The organism is Pseudonocardia sp. CA-142604 (genome assembly GCF_050948475.1).
GTDB classification, from domain to species: domain Bacteria; phylum Actinomycetota; class Actinomycetes; order Mycobacteriales; family Pseudonocardiaceae; genus Pseudonocardia; species Pseudonocardia alaniniphila.
In genome coordinates, this window is record NZ_CP192045.1 from 6,729,935 (window position 1) to 6,746,449 (window position 16,515).

The following is a 16,515-nucleotide window of genomic DNA, read 5'->3' on the forward strand; positions in this document are numbered from 1 at the left end:
GCCACAACCGAAGCACTTCATGCCGCAACGGTAGGCAGGCTAGCTCCCGGCCTGTCCCCCCTGGAGTGCATTTGTCGATCGGCCGGCCCGTGTCGGACGGGCCCGGCCCCGCGCCGGAACGTGCGGGCGACGAGCAACAGCGCCACTGATGAGCAAGCGCAATATCTGAGGGAGAATATCGTGTCTGTCCAATGCGAAGAGGTGCGACATCGGCGCCCGAATATGGGGGGATGGCGAAAGAACACGCAGACCCCCACGGTCCCTGCGCTGCCGGATCGCTCGCCCATCAAGGCCGCGGCTGAGAAACCAGCGGGCGGTGGGGCGCCGGGAGATATCGGGACGCTGCGCCAGCTGTGGCGCTTCCGCAGCTACGGCCAGACCGAGATGCGGTGGCTGGTGCTCGGTGTGGGGATGCGCGCGTGTGAACTTGCCGCCGATCTGGCTACCCCGTGGCCGTTGGCCCTGGTCATCGACGACATGCTTCGGGGTCAGCACAAGAGCGGTCCGCTCAACCACGTGGCCACGTGGTTCGGCGGATCGGCAGTGGCCATGCTCGCAGTCGCCTCGGTCGCGGTCCTGCTGATCACTGTCGCGTCCGGGGTGTTCGATTACCTCGGCGACAGGTTCATGAACGGTGCGGGTGAACGCATCAGCTCGCGCATCCGGTCGGACGTGTTCGGCCATGTGGAGCGGTTACCGCAGGAGTACCACGACCGGCAGGCCATCGGGGAGTTGACCAGCCGGGTGGTCACCGACACCGAGCGCATCGAAGGCAGCCTCACCGACCTGTTCTCCGTCCTGCTTCCGGGCGTACTCGCCCTGCTCGGCACCGCCGCCGTACTGATCGCGGTGGATTGGCAACTCGGGCTGATCACGCTGTGCGCGGCGCCGCTGGTGTTCCTCACCGCCGTCCGCTATGCGCGGTTGACCCGGGTGAACTCCCGCCAGCGACGTGCCGCGGTGGGCGAGCTGACCGGGTTCGTCACCGAGTCGCTGCAGGGCATCCGCACCGTGCACGCATTCGGCAGCCAGGACCTGGAGGACAGGCGCTTCGGCTCCACCAACAGCCGAGTGCTGAACATCGGGCTGCGCGGAGTGGACCTGAGCGCCCGGTTCACCCCGGCGCTGGAGTCGGTCGCCGCGATCGGCACCGCCGTGTTGCTGTTCGTCGGGGGCTTCGGCGTGCTGCACAGCTGGTGGACCGTCGGGCTCCTGGTCGTGGTCACCAACTACCTGCAGAACATCCTCAAGCCGATGAAGCAACTGGCCAAGCTGCTGCCCAGCTTCACGCAGGGCGCCGCGTCGGCCGAACGGGTCGCGGCCATCCTGGACGAGCCCCGCGCACACGTCGCCTCCCCCGCGGGCCTGCCCGCCCGGGTCGGCGGAGAGATCGAGCTGCGCAACGTCTGCCTGGACTACGGGCGTGGCCCGGTGCTCAACCGGCTGGACCTGACCGTCGAGGCCGGCGAGCGGATCGCGCTGCTGGGCGGCAACGGCGCCGGCAAGTCCACCACACTCGCACTGATCGGCGGGCTGTACCGACCCACCTCCGGGCATGTACTGCTCGACGGGCTGTCGGTGCCTGACGTGGCCGAGCACTGGCTGCACCAGCAGGTGGCCATGGTCCTGCAGGACACGTTCCTGTTCTCCGGCACCCTGGCCGACAACCTGCGCTACGGCCGACCCGACGCCACCGACGAGCAGGTTGCCCAGGTGGCCGAGGACGCGCTCGTCACCGAGTTCGCCGACCGGCTGCCCGACGGGCTGAACACCACCATCGCCGCCGGCGGAGTCGGACTGTCCGGCGGACAACGCCAGCGCGTCGGCATCGCACGAGCCCTGCTCGTCGACGCCCCCGTCGTGCTGCTGGACGAGCCCACCGCCGGGCTCGACAACACCGCCGAGGAACTCGTCGTGCTCGCACTGACCCGGCTGGTCGAAGGCCGCACCGTCATCATGACCACCCACCAACCGGCACTGACCCGACTCGCCACCCGCACCGTGCACCTGCAGCGGGGCCGTGTCGTCGACGCGGCGCCGGCAACCGTAGGGGCGGCCGCGTGATGGCGGGAATCAGCGAGTGGCCGCGCATGATCGGGCCGGCCCCGGACAACCAGGTGATCATGGTCATCCGGCACGCCGAGAAGCCGAAGCGTTCCCGCGCGGCGCAGGCGATCACGCCTGAGGGGGAGCACTCCAAGCACTCCCTCACCGTCGACGGGTGGATGCGCGCGGGGGCGTTGGCCGCGCTGTTCGCCCCGCACGGCGCAGAACCGCCTGCCGGGTTGTACCGGCCGGGCGCCGTCTACGGCCCGGCCTACGAGCCAGGCCGCAGCGTTCGATCTGTCCAGACCGTGATGCCTGTGGCCGCCCGGCTCGGACTCGACGTCGTCACGCGCTATGCCGCAGGCGAAGAGGCATACCTGGCCGACGAGCTCAGCACACGCCCTGGCGCCACCCTGGTGGCCTGGAAACACAGCGCCATCACCAAGATCGCCGACTACCTCGGCGATGTCACGCCCACCCCACCCGCCCGCTGGCCGGGCGCCCGCTTCGACATGGTGTGGACCTTCACGCGCACCGGGAGCGGCTGGCGGTTCGCGCAGATCCCGCAGATGCTGCTACCCGGCGACCTGCCCTACCCGATCACCGATCCAGCCCTAGTGGCGGCGGCCGCCTGACACGTCGTTCGGCCCCGGGTCACCCCTCAGCTCGGGGTCGGCACGAACGTGGCAGACGGGACCGGCACCGGCTCTGAGCGCTCACGCGCATCGGGGCCGGTGCCGGTACTTTCGGCTCTCGGGTTCCGGACTACACCAGCAGCACCACGGGACCGCCGTTGGCGCCCGTCATGGCCCGCTCCAGCGCGGTCGCCGCGTCGGCCAGCGGCAACGCGGCGCCGACCGACAGGCGCAGCCGGCCGTCCCCCAGCAGCATGCACAGCTCTTCGAGCTGCGCGGCGTCCGGGCGCACGTAGACGTCGGAGACGCTGATGCCGCGGACGCTCTCCGGCGGATCGCCGGTGATGGTCGCCAGCCTGCCGCAGTCGCGTACGGCCAGGACGGCGTGCGAGCTACCACCGCGGGCGGCGTTGACCGCGCCGTCGACGCCCACGCCGCCGGTCAGCTCCCGGACGAGCTCGGGCCACCGGCTGTCGTGGTAGTCGAGCACCTCGGCTGCTCCGGCCTCCGCCACCCGGGCGGCGCTGGAGGGTCCGGCGGTTGCGATGACCCGCGCCCCACGGAGGGTGGCGAGCTGCACGATCAGCCCACCGGTCGTCCCACCGGCGCCGTGGACGAGGACGGTGTCCCCCTCGGCGAGCTCGAGCGACTCGGACAGCACCTGCTCCGCAGTCAGCGCAGGCACCGGGAACGCGCCGGCGACCTCCCACGACACGCTCGGAGGCTTCCGCACGAGCAGACCGGCGTCCACGAGGACGCGATCGGCCCAGCAGCCCTGCTCACGCAGCTGCAAGGGGTGACCGAGGACCTCGTCGCCGGGTTTCAGACCCCGGACGTCGGAGCCCACGGTGATCACCCTGCCGGCCGCCTCGACGCCGAGCGCCATCGGCGCCTCCCGGCCGACTTTCCAGTCACCGGTGCGGACCAGGTCGTCCCAGTTGCCGACCCCGGCCGCGGCGACCTCGACCACGGCCTCGTCCGGACCGGGATCACGGGGTTCGGGAAGGTCGAACACCTCGACCCGACCACCGAACTCGCGCACTCCAGCGGCCCGCATCACACATCCTCACTTTCATCGCGAGCGAAGAGCACTCTGTCGTCCTTTCCTTTTCGGCTGAGACCGTAGGCACGGGCCGATGATTCCGTCACTTCCTGTTCGGCCTTTCCCGCGAAGGCATATGCCCGTGACAGCACCGGCTCCGGATCGATGGTCGCCACGAACGACAGCTGTGCCTGTGCCATGACGTTCCGAACGTCATCGTCGATATATGCCATCGCTTCTCCCGATCATCCAATTGCCGCTGAGGTCGAGCGAGCTCAGACGGCGGGAGCCGACTCAGCAGTCGCAACTGCGACGGTACGAGGCGGAACCGGGTCGGCCGGGGTCCACTTGCTCAGCAGCTTCACGGACCAATCAGCCGGCGGCGGCAAATGGCGGGATCGGCTTTCGGCAGCGGGCCGCAGGAACTCACGAAGAAGGTTCGACCCTGTCCAGGAACGTCACGTCGATCTCCCCCGTCGGGAGCGGGACGTGCAGGAGTACGGCGCCGTCCGCCCTGACCTCGGCGGCGGTCTCGTGGCCACGCACCAGCACCCGATAGCGGCCAGGGGCGGGCAGCATGGCCGACGTCCGCAGCAGCCCGTCGACGCAGCGGCCCCGCACCCGGTGCGGGCGGCCGAGCACCTCCGCGGCCCGAGCCGGGTCACCGGCCCTGAGCAGCTCGCGGACCCGGGTGGACGAGCAACCCGGGACGAGGTCGACGCCGTGGGCGGTGAAGTCGTGACGCAGCCCGAGGTGCGTCAGGAGCCGCACGTCGCCCGCCCCCCGGTGTCCGAAGCGGAAGTTCGCACCGACGACGACGTCGGTGGCGCGCAGCGACCCGACCAGCACGTCGTGCACGAAGTCCACGGCGGGGGTACGGGCCATCGCCGTGCCGAAGGGCAGGACGAGCACGGCATCGGCGCCGTGCTCGTGGGCGAGCTCGACCCGGCGGTCCAGACTCACGAGTGGGGTGGTGTCGCGCGGTGGTCCGGCGACCGTTGCCGGATGCGGGTCGAACGTGGTGAGGACGACGGGCCGGCGGCGGCGCCGACCCACCTCGGCCGCGTGGTCGAGGAGGCGGGCGTGGCCACGATGGAGCCCGTCGAACACCCCGAGCACCACCACGGAGCGGCCCCACTGCGACGGGATCTGATCGGTTCCGTACCAACACGTGGTGGCGGCCGGGGCGGGACGGAACATCGTGGCCGTCATCGGTCGTCTCTCGGCCATCGGATCGGGTGTCACCGGACGCCCAGAGCAGAGGGGTGCCTGCAGAGCGGGGTGACCCGGATCGTCATGTACTCGAACAACGGCAGGTTCCACAGGATGCCGTGCATCTCGTCGGAGGACTCCACGTCGAAAATGCTGACGTTGGAGTACCGCCCGACGACCCGCCAGAGATGTATCCACTTACCCTGCGCCTGGAGGTCCCGGGAGTAGGCCTTCTCCCTGGCCAGGACGTCGACCCGCTCCCCGGCGTCGAGATCGTGCGGGATGGCGACGTCCATCGTGACGTGGAAGAGCACGGACTCAGGCCCTCCGGAAGGCGCGGACCTTGTCGGGATCGAGGTCGACGCCGAGGCCCGGGCCGTCGGGCAGATGGAGCCGGCCGTCCGCGTAGCGGAGCGGCTCGACGACGATCTCCTCGGCCATCAGGAGGGGTCCGAATAGCTCGCTGCCCCAGCTCACACCCGGCGCGGCGCAGGCGAAATGCAGTGCGGCGGCGGTGCCGATGGGCGACTCGATCGACGTCGCCCCATGCGACGGAATCCCCGCCGCGGCTCCGATCGCGGCGATCTCCACGCTCGCACGCAGGCCGCCGCATTTGGTGGTCTTGACCGCGAGGATGTCCGCGGCACGCAGTCGGGCGATGCGCAGCGCGTCGGACGGCGTCCGCAACGACTCGTCGGCCATGACCGGAACGGGCAGCACCGCGTTGATCTCCGCGAGCGTCTCGACGTCATGTCCCGGAACAGGCTGCTCGACCATCTCGACGCCCGCCTCCGCCAGCCGCGGCAGGTGGGTGAGCGAGGTGAGCCGGTCCCAGCGCGCGTTGAGATCCACCCGGACGCCCGCGACGCCCACCAGCTTCTCGGCGACGGCCTCGACCCGGGCGACATCGGCGTCCGGTTCCTGGGCGCCCATCTTGAGCTTGAACGAGTGGTGCAGGCCGGCGTCGAGCTTGCCGAGCGCCTCCTCGACGACGATCGGGGCGGCCTCGGCGCCGAGCGCCCAGGTGACGGGAACGGAGGTGCGGGCCGGGCCGCCGAGCAGGGTGTGGACGGGAACACCGAGGCAGCGCGCCCAGGCGTCGTGCAGCGCGACCTCCACCGCTGCCTTGGCGAACAGGTTTGCCGCGACGACGTCTGCGACGTCGCGCAACAGCCGGGCGATGTCGTCGACCCGCCGTCCCAGCAGTACCGGGGCGACGTACCGCTCGATGATCACCTGCATGGTCTCGACGGACTCGCCGCCCCACCAGGGACCGGCCGGAACGACGCCTTCTCCCGTTCCCGTGACGCCGCCCGCGGTGCGGACGAACATGTACAGCACCGGCTGGGCGTCCATGCTCACCCGTGCGAACCGGTGGGGCCTGCGCAGCGGGATGTCCACCAGGACGGTCTCGACGCGGTCGATCCGCAGATCGTCGCTCACGTTGTCGAATGCCTCTCAGGGGGCGGGCCGGCCCCGGGCTGGGTGCGGGGCCGGCCCTGGGAAAGAAGGTCAGGCGTGCTCGAGCACGAAGTCGTAATCGACGCGGAGGCGGCCGTCGGGGCCCGGCTTCGGGTCGAGAACCAGGTCGTCCTTCACGGCCGAGGCGACATCGCCGTCGAGGTACTCGCCGCCGGCGAAGTAGAGCTGTGTGGTGATCTGACGGAAGCCCTCGGCCCGGACCATGAGGTGCAGGTGCGCCGGGCGCCACGCGTGCCATCCGGCGTTCTTGATCAGCTTGCCGGTCGGTCCGTCCGTCGGGATCTGGTACGGGGCGGGCAGGATCGTGGTGATCTCGAAACGCCCGTCCTCGTCCACGGTGACGACGCCCCTGAGCAATCCCTCCGGGAGATGAGGGGCGAAGCCGGAGTAGAACCCGTCCGCCGCGTTCTGCCAGATGTCGACCTCGGCGTTCCGCAGCGGTGCCCCCGCGAGGTCGCGGACCTGCCCGGCGAGCACCAGCAGGGTGCCCGGCTCGTCGTCGCGCATCGGAAGGGTGGTGACAGGCGGGAAGTGCTGCTGGTCGGGAAGGTAGTACGGCCCCTCGATCGAGCCCACGGTTCCCTGCTGCGACTCGGCGGCGACCTCCTCGACCACGTGCTCGACGAAGACGTCGAGGAACAGTGGCCACTCGCCGTTCTCGCCGACCTCCATGAGCCAGCGCTTGGCGGCCTGGAACTCCGGGTAGGTGATCTTGTGTTCGCGGATGACGGCGTTCACCGCGTCGATCACGTCGTGGGCGACCGTGCTCAGCCGCTCCTGCGACGACGCGGCCTGGCCGTGGCGGGCGGCACTGGCACGCGCCGCCTCCGTGGCGTTGGCGCCGGAGCCGGCAGCCGTTGGGCTGACGTCTGGCTTGGTCGTGGTCATGTGTCCTCCTAGTGGATACGCGTCAGCGGCAGAGCTGGGACACAACGTCGTTGTTGCCGATCAGGTCGGGTTCGGTGGTCTCGTCCGGTCAGGCCTGTGAGCCGCCGGTCGGGTCAGGTCGCTCTCTTTCACTTCCTCCCGAGCAGGCCGACGACCTGACTGTCACCCGGGTTGATGAGGTCGGGGACGGTCCAGCCGTCGAGGTCGTACTCGGACATGCACCGTTCGGCGAAGCCCTTCATCGCGTTCGCGGTGCCGGACTGCTCGGCGGCGAACAGCAGTTCCGCGCGCACGCCCTCGTGATTGCCCGAGTAGTTACGCTCGTAGAGCTCGTGGCGTCCGCCGAATTCGGAGCCGATCGAGTCCCAGATCAGCTTCATCAGCTTGACCCGGTCCACGGCGTCATAACCGTTCGAGCCGCGCACGTATTTGTCCAGATAGGGGCGCACCTCCGGCGACAGGAAATCGGCACTGTGCGACGGCAGGTAGATCAGCGAGGCGCCGAGATCCTGCATGATGATCTCGCGAACGCGCGGGTAGCCGAGCGTCATGAACCAGCGGTAGGCCAGCCCGTAGTCGGCGTTGGGCAGCTTCGAGCCGTTGACCCACTCGGTCGGGTTGGCACACATCGCGTCCGACAGTCCCCAGAACATGTTCCGCCAGGCGATGACCTCACCGACGCGGGTCTGCACGCCGCGGAAGTCCTTGCTACCGGTGACCTCCAAGCCCTTCATCAACAGCCCGCCGATGAAGTCGAGCTTGACCGCCAGACGGGTGACGCCGTGGAAAGTAAAGCGCTGCAGGAACCCCGAACCGGGGAAGAACGACGAGACCTTCTCCGGGTCTCCGTAACTGAACACGTTCTCCCACGGGATCAGCACTTTGTCGAGCACGAAGATCGTGTCGTTCTCATCCATCCGCGAGGACAGCGGGTAGTCGAACGGGCTGCCCATGGTGTTGGCCTGCTGGGCGTACGAGGGCCGGCAGATCAGTTTCATGCCGGGCGTGCCCATCGGCACGGTGCAGACCAGAGAGTACTCCCGCTTCTTGATCGGCAGACCGTAGTGGCCGAGGAAGTTGTAGTGGGTGATCGCCGACCCGGTCGCGACGACCTTCGCGCCCGAGACGACAACACCCTTGTCGTTCTCCTCCTCCACGTGCATGAACACGTCGGAGACCTCGTCCGGGTTGCGGTGCCGGTCCACCGGCGGGTTGATGATCGCGTGGTTCCAGTACAGCAGCCTCTCCTGGGACTCCTCGTACCAGCGCCGCGCATTGCCGGAGTACGGGTCGTAGTACTCGGAGTTCGCGCCCAGCGTGCCCAGGAACGCAGCCTTGTAGTCAGGGGAACGGCCCATGTACCCGTAGGTCATCCGTGCCCACTCGGCAATCGCGTCCCGGTCGGCCTTGAGGTCCTCCACCGAGTGCGGGGTCCGGAAGAACGGGTGCGTGATCCCGGTGCTGCCGGTGTCGGTCGCGGTGGTGAGCACGTCGGCCTTGGCCGGGTCGTGCATCGAGTCGTAGAGCCGGGCTGTCATCCGCACCGCATTGCGAAACGCCGGGTGCGTGGTGACGTCGGCGACCTTCTCTCCGTAGAGATACACCTCGCGCCCGTCACGCAGGCTCTCGACGTACTCGTCGCCGGTCATCGGTCGGGTTGCCCGGCCCTCGCCACCGGCGGGGGTTGGGACCGAATCCTGCTGCAAGGTCATGCGTTCCTCATTCCATGGTGATTCAGACATCAGTCGACAGCAGCCGGCGACCGAAATGTGGTGCCGTATCGATGCTGACGAATCGGGCGTCAGAAGCCGGCCGAGGAGAACCAGGAAATGCCGCCGGGTCCGTCGGCGGAGTCGTCCCAGAGCAGCGGGTCGTGGTTGCCGCCGAGATGGTGGAATTTTCCGGTGTGGAACAGCAAGGGCCGTCCGTCGTAGATCCGGAACTCCTGCACCTCGCCCAGATACAGCACGTGGTCGCCGCCGTCGTAGTGCTGCCACGGTACGCACGAGATATGCGCCAGCGTCCCGTCCAGTCGCGGAGAGCCGCAGTCGTCGTCCGCCGCCCACGCCACGTCCTGGTTGGGCCGGCCTGCGAAGTGCAGTGCGAGGTCCTTCTGCGCCGCCTCGAGCACGTTGACCGTGAACGGTCGCGAATCGACCAGGCCACAGACCTTCGACCGCCGGTCCAGCGACACCAGTACCAGCGGGGGTTCGAGGGACACCGCGGTGAACGCGTTCACCGTCGCCCCGTGGGGTGCCTCGTCGTCGCCACGGCAGGTGATCACCGTGACGCCTGTGGTGAAATGCCCCAGACATTTCCGGAGCTCTCGCGGATGAATCGCCATCGCTTGCCCCTCCTGAAAGGAACGCCGCCGTCACGGGATCCCGGTTCTTACCGGCTCTCCTGACGTGCGCGGGCAGGTCACGGTCGAGGGGCGCGGCGGGAGCGGCGTTCGTCGAGCTCGTCAGCGCTCACCGGGATCAGCATCGGCCGGCCGGGAACGCAGAACATGGTGACCAGGAAATGGGTCTCGACGTCGGCGAGATTGTTGCCGTCCTGGTAGTGGATCACGTCGCCGCCCGGTTCCCAGAAGCTCTCGCCGGCACGCACGACACGCTCGGGCTCGCCCTCCAGCTCGAAGATCATCTCGCCCTGAACCACGTAGCCGAAGGCAGGCCCGGTGTGCCGATGGGGCGGGTTGCCTGCGCTGCCCGGAGGCAGTTTGACGATGAGGGTCATCACCTCGGCGGCATCGGGCACCGGCGGAGCCGGCACGGAGCTGATGACCTCGAACTGCGGCGCGGGCGTCGTTCGGTTCGGGTCGTCGATGTGGTGCGAGTGGTCAACGGGCATGACTACTCCTCACTGTTTTTGGAGGCGACCTGGCGTCACCGGGCTTCCAGTTATGACGAGACGGCGCCCCTCGTCTGTGACATCCGGGCCCGCTCACCGGTCGCAGACGGCGGTGGCTTCCGCCACACGACAGCCGGCGTGCACGTGTTCGGCACCCGGGTGGGTCGGAGGATCGACCGGCGCTCCTCCGACCCACTGGTTCATGCCCGGACGCGCCGGGGATTACAGGTCATCGGCCGCTAGGGCTTCTCCTGTGGGTCGACCACCGGTCCGGGGTGGCGGAGGTGCTTGCGCGCCTCCAGTTCCTCCGGCTCGACGTAGGTCAGCATCGGCTCATCGGGCTTGCAGGCCATGACGACCACGAATCGAGCCCAGACGTCACCGGGGTTCGCTGCCTGGTAGTGGATCCGGTCGCCGCCGGGCTCCCAGATCGTGTCGCCCTGCCGGATGAGGACCGGTGCATCCCCCTCCAGTTCGAAGATCATCTCGCCTTCCAGCATGTAGCCGTAGACCGGGCCGGAGTGCCGGTGCGGCCGCGATCCCGGGTTGTTCGGCGGAATCTCGACGACCGCGGTCATCATGTGTCCGGCCGACGGGAGCTCCGACATGTCGTGCTCATCGAGCACTTTGATCTGGGTCTCGAGCTCAGGAGAACTCATGTCAGGTACCTACTTCCTACGCATTCTCGTGTCGTTGATCTGCAACTGCTGACCGCGCCGGTGGCGCGGTGTTCGGAGACGGCCGCAATCGGCCGAGTGATGCGGTGATCGACGAGCCGGAAGCTCGTCCCGGCGTCGGCGACCGGGAACGGGCCCGTCACCCGCGCGGCTGGGAGAAACCCGCGCGCCAGCTCGGGTAGGCAGGCATCCAGCCCGCTGCCCGGGCCTTCGCGTTGGAGACGCCGCGGCCGACGGGGACACCCTCGGGAAGCGGCGCCGTCGGCGGGGCGGGCGCGCCGATGCCGGCCGCGTAGACCGGCAGCCATTCGGTCGCCGGCGCGGGCTCGTCGTCGACGATGTGGTAGGTCCCGTCGGGCCAGTCGAGGGACTGCACGGTCGCCGCGACAACATCGTCGACGTGCACGAACGACGTGATCGCGGGGTTCGCCTGCACCTGCCCGGCGGACACCGCGGCCGCGATCCGCCCGCCGGGCGCGTACCAGGTCCCGGGGCCGTAGAGCATGCCGTAGCGCAGCACGGTGGTGCGCGGGAGACAGCGGGCCAGACCCTCCATGACGTCGACAGCCGTGCCTGGCACGATCGGGTCGTCCTCGGTGGCCGGCGTGTCGCCGTCCGGGAAGACCCAGGTGATGCTCTGCACGATCATCCGGTCGACGCCCGCGGCTGTGGCACCTGCGACGAGGTTCGCCGTGCCCTCGCGGCGGACCCGGGCGTTGGCTTCCCGGTCGTTGCCGCTCAGATCCGTGAGCTGGTGCAGGACGAGATCAGGCGCCGCCTCGGTGAGCGTGGCGGCCACCCGTTCCGCGTCATGGACGTCGAGGAGTACCCCGCGGGCACCGAGGCTTTCCAGGAGCGCGAGCCGGTCCTCACGCCGGGTCGTCGCGACCACTTCGTGCCCCGCGGCGACGAGCTCGGGGAGGAGCCGGGATCCGATGACGCCGGTTCCACCAGCAAGCAAGATTCGCATGCCCACAGGACGGAGCAGCCGACCCGGACGTGAGGCCCCCGACGTCCGGGCCCTGCTCCGTCACAGTGACGGAGGGGAGATCACCATGACCGCGCAGGAGATCGACGCCGAGGTGATCGGTGAACGGCGGCATCTGCTGTCGCTGGCGTTCCGCATGCTCGGCACCGTGGTCGACGCGGAGGACGCCGTCCAGGAGACCTACATCCGGTGGTACCGGCTGAGCCAGGCCCAGCGCGATGCCGTCGAGGTCCCCCGCGCCTGGCTGACACGCGTCGCGAGCCGGGTGTGCCTCGACGTGCTGGGCTCGGCCCGAGTGCGGCGGGAGCGCTACGTCGGCCCGTGGCTGCCCGAGCCGGTGCCCTCCCTCGCCTTCACCGACCCGGCACATGACGACCCAGCCGACCGGGCCACCCTGGACGAGTCGATCAGCACGGCCCTGCTCGTGGTGCTGGAGTCGATGACTCCGGCCGAGCGGGTCGCGTTCGTGCTGCACGACGTCTTCGCGATGCCGTTCGGTGAGATCGCCGAGGTCGTGGGGCGCACACCCGCTGCCTGCCGCCAGCTCGCCACCTCGGCGCGGCGGCGCGTGAACGGCGCCCGGAGCGGCCGGGTCTCCCGGGCGGCGCACGACGCGGCCGTTCGCGCGTTCGCCGCGGCGGCGCGGGCAGGCGACCTCATCGGGCTCGTCACGACGCTGGACCCGGACGTCGTTCTCCGCTCCGACGGCGGCGGCCTCGTGAGGGCGGCCCTGCACCCGGTCCGAGGCTCGGACAAGGTGGCCCGATTCCTGCTCGGCGCGCTGCGGAAGAACCCTGCGACAGACGTGCTCGAACTGGAGACCCCTGACGGTCTTGGCTTCGCGCTGTGGGTCGAGGGCCGGGTGGTCGGCGTCGTGACGCTCGAGGTCACCACCGACCGGGTCACGGGAGTCCGGATGGTCCTCAACCCCGAGAAGCTGACTCTCTGGAACTGACTCCTCACGATCCCGGCAGCTGTGTCGTCCTCTCCGGCAACAGAACCCGAAGGAGGAGACGGACACCATGACCCAGCAGGCAGGCATCGCCCGCACCGACGCCGACTACCGACGCATCGGCATCCGCCCGGATGTCGTCGCGGAGTGGGAGGACGGCGCCCGCACCGACGGGCGCCGGGGCACCTACGAGTGGTGGTACTTCGACGCCCACCTCGACGACGGAGCCACGCTCGTCGTCATCTTCATGACGAAGGACCTGTCCACGCCGGGCAAGCCGCTGAGCCCGATGATCCGGCTGAACCTCGACGTGCCCGGCGGACCCCAGTACAACGTCATCCAGGACTTCCCCGCGACGTCGTTCTCGGCCGGGACCGACCGCGCCGACGTCCGGATCGCCGGCAACGTCTTCTCCGGAGATCTCGCGCACTACGAGATCCGGGCCGACGTCGGCGGCGTGCGGGTCGACGTCACCCTCGACGCCGAGATTCGCCCGTGGCGCCCGCACACCGGCTACGTGGTCTTCGGGGAGGAGCAGGATCTCGAGTTCTCCTGGCTCCCGGCCGTCCCGCAGGGGAAGGTCCGCGGCTCCTACGAGATCGGGGGCGTGCGCACCGAGATCAGTGGTGTCGGTTACCACGACCACAACTGGGGCAACGTCGGGATGATGTCGATCATCAACGACTGGTACTGGGCCCGCGGCCAGGCCGGTCCCTACTCGGTGATCGCCTCGTACGTCACCGCCCACGAGAAGTACGGCTACGAGCCGATCCCGATCTTCATGCTCGCCCGCGACGGTCGCGTCGTCGCCGACGACGCGTCGCGGATCCGCTTCGAGGCGCTCGACACCTACCTCGACGAGAAGACCGGCAAGCCCGTGGCCCGCACCACCCGGTACCGCTACGACGACGGCGACGACAGCTACGTCGTCACCTTCACGAAGCAGCGCGACCTGGTCGCCAACACCTTCGTCGAGCAGATCAAGGGCTGGCGCAAGATCGCCGCGCGGCTCAGCGGCGTCGACGGCGCCTACCTGCGCTTCACCGGCTACCTGACGATCGAGCACCACAAGAACGGCGAGACCGTCGAGACGTTCACCGAGGAGGCGATCTGGGAGCTGATGTACTTCGGCCACGCCCGTACCGGGACGCTCAGGAAATCGAGTCCCGCGCGCTGACGGACTACGTCCCTCCCGAGCTTCGTGTTCGTCGTGTGACACAAGTGACTGCCATCCAGGGCGTCGGCGCACGGCCCGCTGTCACAGATCAGGAGCGCCGTCCCGTCTTCACGAGGGGTCGGTGGCTCCGGGTCGCCGAAGCACGGCGAGGAATGCGTTCTCGCTGACCCGTTTTCCGGCCGGACAGGAGATTCGCACGATGGCCGCACGACGCACTCGCAGCGCTCAGACCGCATCGCACTGGGGCGTGTACCGGGTGGAGACCGACCGCGAGACCGGCGAGGTGGTGTCCACCAGTGGCGTGCCGTTCGATCCCGACCCGTCGCCCATCCAGGCCGCATTGCCCGAGGTGGTGAAGGGCCGGTTGCGGATCGACCGGCCTTACGTGCGCGAGGGCTACCTGCGCTCGGGTGGCGCCGGCCGGAAGCAGCGGGGGGCTGAGCCGTTCGTTCCGGTGAGCTGGGACGCCGCGCTCGACCTGGTGATCGACGCGCTGTTGGCAGCGCGGGCGGCGGGTGGAAACGAGTCGCTGTACGGCGGCTCGTACGGCTGGGCCAGCGCAGGGCGGCTGCACCATTCCCCCAGCGTGCTGAAGCGGTTCCTCGGGCTGTTCGGCGGCTACACCGACAAGATCGGAAATCACAGCTTCGGTGCGGCACTGGGCGTCATGCCCTACATTCTCGGGCGTTCCGACGTCAGCCGGCTGGTCGTGCCATGGCCGGAAGTGGTGGCCAACACGCGGCTGTTCGTGATGTTCGGTGGCGCGTCGTTGAAGAATGCGCAGATCGATTCGGGTGGCGCGGTCAACCACGACAACGCCGAGTGGTTCCGAAGGGCGCACGCGGCCGGCGTCGGCATGGTGTGCGTCAGCCCGTATCGGCACGACGTCCCGGACGAGGTCGCGCCGGAATGGCTGCCGATCCGGCCCAACACCGACGTGGCGCTCATGCTCGGCCTGGCCCATACGCTGGTCGTCGAAGGCGTGGTGGACCGGGAGTTCACGCACACGCACTGCACGGGCTACGCCGAGTTCGAGCGTTATCTCACCGGCGGTGAGGACGGCGTCGCCAAGGACGCCGGGTGGGCTGCCGGCGTGACGGGCTTGCCGGCGGCGACGATCGAGACGCTTGCCCGGCGGATGGCGAGCACCAGGACCCTGGTGAACACGGCGTGGGCGGTGCAGCGCGCCCACCACGGCGAGCAGGCGGTGTGGGCGACGGTCGCCCTGGCCGCGATGCTCGGCCAGATCGGCCTGCCCGGCGGCGGGTTCAGCCTCGGGCACGGCGCCATGAGCGGCATCGCGCTGCCCTGTCCGGCAGGGATTCCCAGGCCGACGTTGCCGCTCGGGCCCAACCCGGTGGCGGCGAAGATCCCGGTCGGGCGCGTTCACGAACTGCTGTTGCGACCCGGCGAGACCATGGAACACAACGGCAGGCTGATTCGGCTGCCACCGACTGAGCTGATCTATTCGGCAGGTGGGAATCCCTTCCACCACAACCTGAACCTCAACCGGTTCGTCACCGCCTGGCAGCAGCCCCGGACGGTGATCGTGCACGAGCCGTGGTGGAGCCCGCCGGCGAAGTTCGCCGATATCGTGCTGCCGTCCACCACCACGATGGAGCGAAACGACATAGCGGCGGCCGAACACAGCCGCTATTGGATCGCCATGCAGCAGGTGTTGGCACCGTATGCGCAGGCGCGAAACGACATCGACATCTTCGGTGAGCTCGCCGAACGGCTCGGATTCGGGGCGGAATACCACTGCGGCCGGACCGAGATGCAGTGGTTGCACCACATGTACGACGAGGCGCGCGCCTGCGCCCACGATCGCGGGTTCGACCCACCGGAGTTCGACGAGTTCTGGGCGAGCGGCTCCTATGAGTTCCCGATGCCTGCCGAGCAGGTCACGCTGCTCGCCGACTTCCGCGCCGGCCAGGCGCTGAACACGCCGTCCGGCAAGATCGAGCTGGTCAGTGAGGTGATCCGGGCGTTCGGCTACGACGACTGCCCACCGCATCCGACATGGCTGGAACCGGCGGAGTGGCTGGGCGGTCCGCGGGCCGCCCGCTACCCGCTGCACCTGCTGACCAACCAGCCCACGCACCGGCTGCACAGCCAGTTGGACAACTCGACGCTGTCCCGCGCGGCCAAGGTATCGGGCCGCGAGGCGATCCTGATCAACGCCGAGGACGCCGCCCGCCGCGATCTGCGGGACGGCGACGTCGTGCGGGTGTTCAACGACCGCGGCGCGTTCCTCGCCGGCGTGCGGATCGTCGGGTCGGACACGCTGCTGCCCGGCGTGGCACAGATACCCACCGGCGCCTGGTACGACCCGTGGGAGCCCGGCGTGGCCGGCACGCTGGAGAAGCACGGCAACCCGAACGTCGTCACGTCCGACCGGGGCACCTCGAGGCTGACCCAGTGCCCGGCCGCGCAGACCTGCCTGATCGAGATCGAACGATGCGACACCCCGCCACCGGTCACGGCGTTCGACCTCCCCGAGATGGTGGACGAACGACCGTGACCGACGAAGCCGAGTTGGCCGTCGTACATGTCGAATCGA

Annotated in this window: 16 protein-coding genes; 5 read left to right on the plus strand and 11 right to left on the minus strand. The window is 69.2% G+C overall.

The genetic code is table 11. The features are described from left to right. Positions 1-222 precede the first annotated feature (222 nt). On the plus strand, positions 223-2,064 hold the full coding sequence (locus tag ACQPZQ_RS30455) for an ABC transporter ATP-binding protein (RefSeq protein ID WP_433286454.1): 1,842 nt from the start codon (positions 223-225) through the stop codon (positions 2,062-2,064). Then, positions 2,061-2,681 (plus strand): hypothetical protein, encoded by a 621-nt coding sequence (locus ACQPZQ_RS30460; RefSeq protein WP_433286456.1) that lies wholly within the window; start codon positions 2,061-2,063, stop codon positions 2,679-2,681. Before ACQPZQ_RS30455 ends, ACQPZQ_RS30460 begins: the two co-directional genes overlap by 4 nt. Before the next feature lie 130 nt (positions 2,682-2,811). On the opposite strand, the gene ACQPZQ_RS30465 is transcribed toward ACQPZQ_RS30460, so the two are convergent. The 11 genes from ACQPZQ_RS30465 to ACQPZQ_RS30515 all read right to left on the minus strand — a co-directional run bounded on the left by ACQPZQ_RS30465 (position 2,812) and on the right by ACQPZQ_RS30515 (position 11,805). Continuing rightward, positions 2,812-3,738 carry an NADP-dependent oxidoreductase gene (locus ACQPZQ_RS30465; RefSeq protein WP_433286458.1) on the minus strand — a complete coding sequence of 309 codons (927 nt, stop codon included), beginning with the start codon at positions 3,736-3,738 and terminating at the stop codon, positions 2,812-2,814. After that, on the minus strand, positions 3,738-3,956 hold the full coding sequence (locus ACQPZQ_RS30470) for a hypothetical protein (protein WP_433286460.1): 219 nt from the start codon (positions 3,954-3,956) through the stop codon (positions 3,738-3,740). The genes ACQPZQ_RS30465 and ACQPZQ_RS30470 overlap by 1 nt, the downstream gene beginning before the upstream one ends. 193 nt (positions 3,957-4,149) lie before the next feature. Then, on the minus strand, positions 4,150-4,935 hold the full coding sequence (locus ACQPZQ_RS30475) for an adenylyltransferase/cytidyltransferase family protein (protein ID WP_433286462.1): 786 nt from the start codon (positions 4,933-4,935) through the stop codon (positions 4,150-4,152). Positions 4,936-4,964: 29 nt separating this feature from the next. Then, a complete protein-coding gene (gene catC, locus ACQPZQ_RS30480; RefSeq protein ID WP_433286463.1) occupies positions 4,965-5,249 on the minus strand; it encodes a muconolactone Delta-isomerase in 285 nt (94 codons plus the stop codon). Positions 5,250-5,253: 4 nt separating this feature from the next. Further along, a complete protein-coding gene (locus tag ACQPZQ_RS30485; protein WP_433286465.1) occupies positions 5,254-6,378 on the minus strand; it encodes a muconate/chloromuconate family cycloisomerase in 1,125 nt (374 codons plus the stop codon). Positions 6,379-6,447: 69 nt separating this feature from the next. Next, positions 6,448-7,305 (minus strand): dioxygenase, encoded by an 858-nt coding sequence (locus ACQPZQ_RS30490; protein WP_433286467.1) that lies wholly within the window; start codon positions 7,303-7,305, stop codon positions 6,448-6,450. A gap of 128 nt (positions 7,306-7,433) precedes the next feature. Next, entirely contained in the window at positions 7,434-9,017 is a 1,584-nt protein-coding gene (locus tag ACQPZQ_RS30495) for a 4-hydroxyphenylacetate 3-hydroxylase family protein (RefSeq protein ID WP_433286469.1), read from the minus strand. 89 nt (positions 9,018-9,106) lie between these two features. After that, entirely contained in the window at positions 9,107-9,649 is a 543-nt protein-coding gene (locus tag ACQPZQ_RS30500; RefSeq protein ID WP_433286471.1) for a flavin reductase family protein, read from the minus strand. 77 nt (positions 9,650-9,726) lie between these two features. Continuing rightward, the gene (locus ACQPZQ_RS30505; RefSeq protein WP_433286473.1) at positions 9,727-10,158 is read right to left on the minus strand and encodes a cupin domain-containing protein; all 432 of its coding nucleotides are present in this window, start codon (positions 10,156-10,158) and stop codon (positions 9,727-9,729) included. 239 nt (positions 10,159-10,397) lie between these two features. Then, positions 10,398-10,817, minus strand: a complete 420-nt coding sequence (locus ACQPZQ_RS30510) for a cupin domain-containing protein (RefSeq protein ID WP_433286475.1) — start codon at positions 10,815-10,817, stop codon at positions 10,398-10,400. A 157-nt stretch (positions 10,818-10,974) separates the two neighbouring features. Further along, entirely contained in the window at positions 10,975-11,805 is an 831-nt protein-coding gene (locus tag ACQPZQ_RS30515; protein ID WP_433286477.1) for an NAD-dependent epimerase/dehydratase family protein, read from the minus strand. Between the two features lie 85 nt (positions 11,806-11,890). Here ACQPZQ_RS30515 and sigJ point away from each other — a divergent pair, with 85 nt between their 5' ends. The 3 genes from sigJ to ACQPZQ_RS30530 all read left to right on the plus strand — a co-directional run bounded on the left by sigJ (position 11,891) and on the right by ACQPZQ_RS30530 (position 16,476). Next, entirely contained in the window at positions 11,891-12,778 is an 888-nt protein-coding gene (sigJ, locus tag ACQPZQ_RS30520) for an RNA polymerase sigma factor SigJ (RefSeq protein WP_433286479.1), read from the plus strand. A gap of 67 nt (positions 12,779-12,845) precedes the next feature. Further along, positions 12,846-13,952, plus strand: coding sequence for a hypothetical protein (locus ACQPZQ_RS30525; RefSeq protein ID WP_433286481.1), 1,107 nt, complete (start codon positions 12,846-12,848; stop codon positions 13,950-13,952). Positions 13,953-14,151: 199 nt separating this feature from the next. Next, positions 14,152-16,476, plus strand: coding sequence for a molybdopterin-dependent oxidoreductase (locus tag ACQPZQ_RS30530; RefSeq protein ID WP_433286483.1), 2,325 nt, complete (start codon positions 14,152-14,154; stop codon positions 16,474-16,476). Positions 16,477-16,515: the final 39 nt, after the last annotated feature.

Excerpts from the sequence above, each read along its gene's own strand:
- ACQPZQ_RS30455 (WP_433286454.1), top strand. The coding sequence starts at position 223 with ATGGGGGGATGGCGAAAGAACACGCAGACCCCCACGGTCCCTGCGCTG.
- ACQPZQ_RS30465 (WP_433286458.1), bottom strand. The coding sequence starts at position 3,738 with ATGCGGGCCGCTGGAGTGCGCGAGTTCGGTGGTCGGGTCGAGGTGTTC.
- ACQPZQ_RS30470 (WP_433286460.1), bottom strand. The coding sequence starts at position 3,956 with ATGGCATATATCGACGATGACGTTCGGAACGTCATGGCACAGGCACAG.
- ACQPZQ_RS30475 (WP_433286462.1), bottom strand. The coding sequence starts at position 4,935 with ATGACGGCCACGATGTTCCGTCCCGCCCCGGCCGCCACCACGTGTTGG.
- ACQPZQ_RS30490 (WP_433286467.1), bottom strand. The coding sequence starts at position 7,305 with ATGACCACGACCAAGCCAGACGTCAGCCCAACGGCTGCCGGCTCCGGC.
- ACQPZQ_RS30495 (WP_433286469.1), bottom strand. The coding sequence starts at position 9,017 with ATGACCTTGCAGCAGGATTCGGTCCCAACCCCCGCCGGTGGCGAGGGC.
- ACQPZQ_RS30500 (WP_433286471.1), bottom strand. The coding sequence starts at position 9,649 with ATGGCGATTCATCCGCGAGAGCTCCGGAAATGTCTGGGGCATTTCACC.
- ACQPZQ_RS30505 (WP_433286473.1), bottom strand. The coding sequence starts at position 10,158 with ATGCCCGTTGACCACTCGCACCACATCGACGACCCGAACCGAACGACG.
- ACQPZQ_RS30510 (WP_433286475.1), bottom strand. The coding sequence starts at position 10,817 with ATGAGTTCTCCTGAGCTCGAGACCCAGATCAAAGTGCTCGATGAGCAC.
- ACQPZQ_RS30515 (WP_433286477.1), bottom strand. The coding sequence starts at position 11,805 with ATGCGAATCTTGCTTGCTGGTGGAACCGGCGTCATCGGATCCCGGCTC.
- sigJ (WP_433286479.1), top strand. The coding sequence starts at position 11,891 with ATGACCGCGCAGGAGATCGACGCCGAGGTGATCGGTGAACGGCGGCAT.
- ACQPZQ_RS30525 (WP_433286481.1), top strand. The coding sequence starts at position 12,846 with ATGACCCAGCAGGCAGGCATCGCCCGCACCGACGCCGACTACCGACGC.
- ACQPZQ_RS30530 (WP_433286483.1), top strand. The coding sequence starts at position 14,152 with ATGGCCGCACGACGCACTCGCAGCGCTCAGACCGCATCGCACTGGGGC.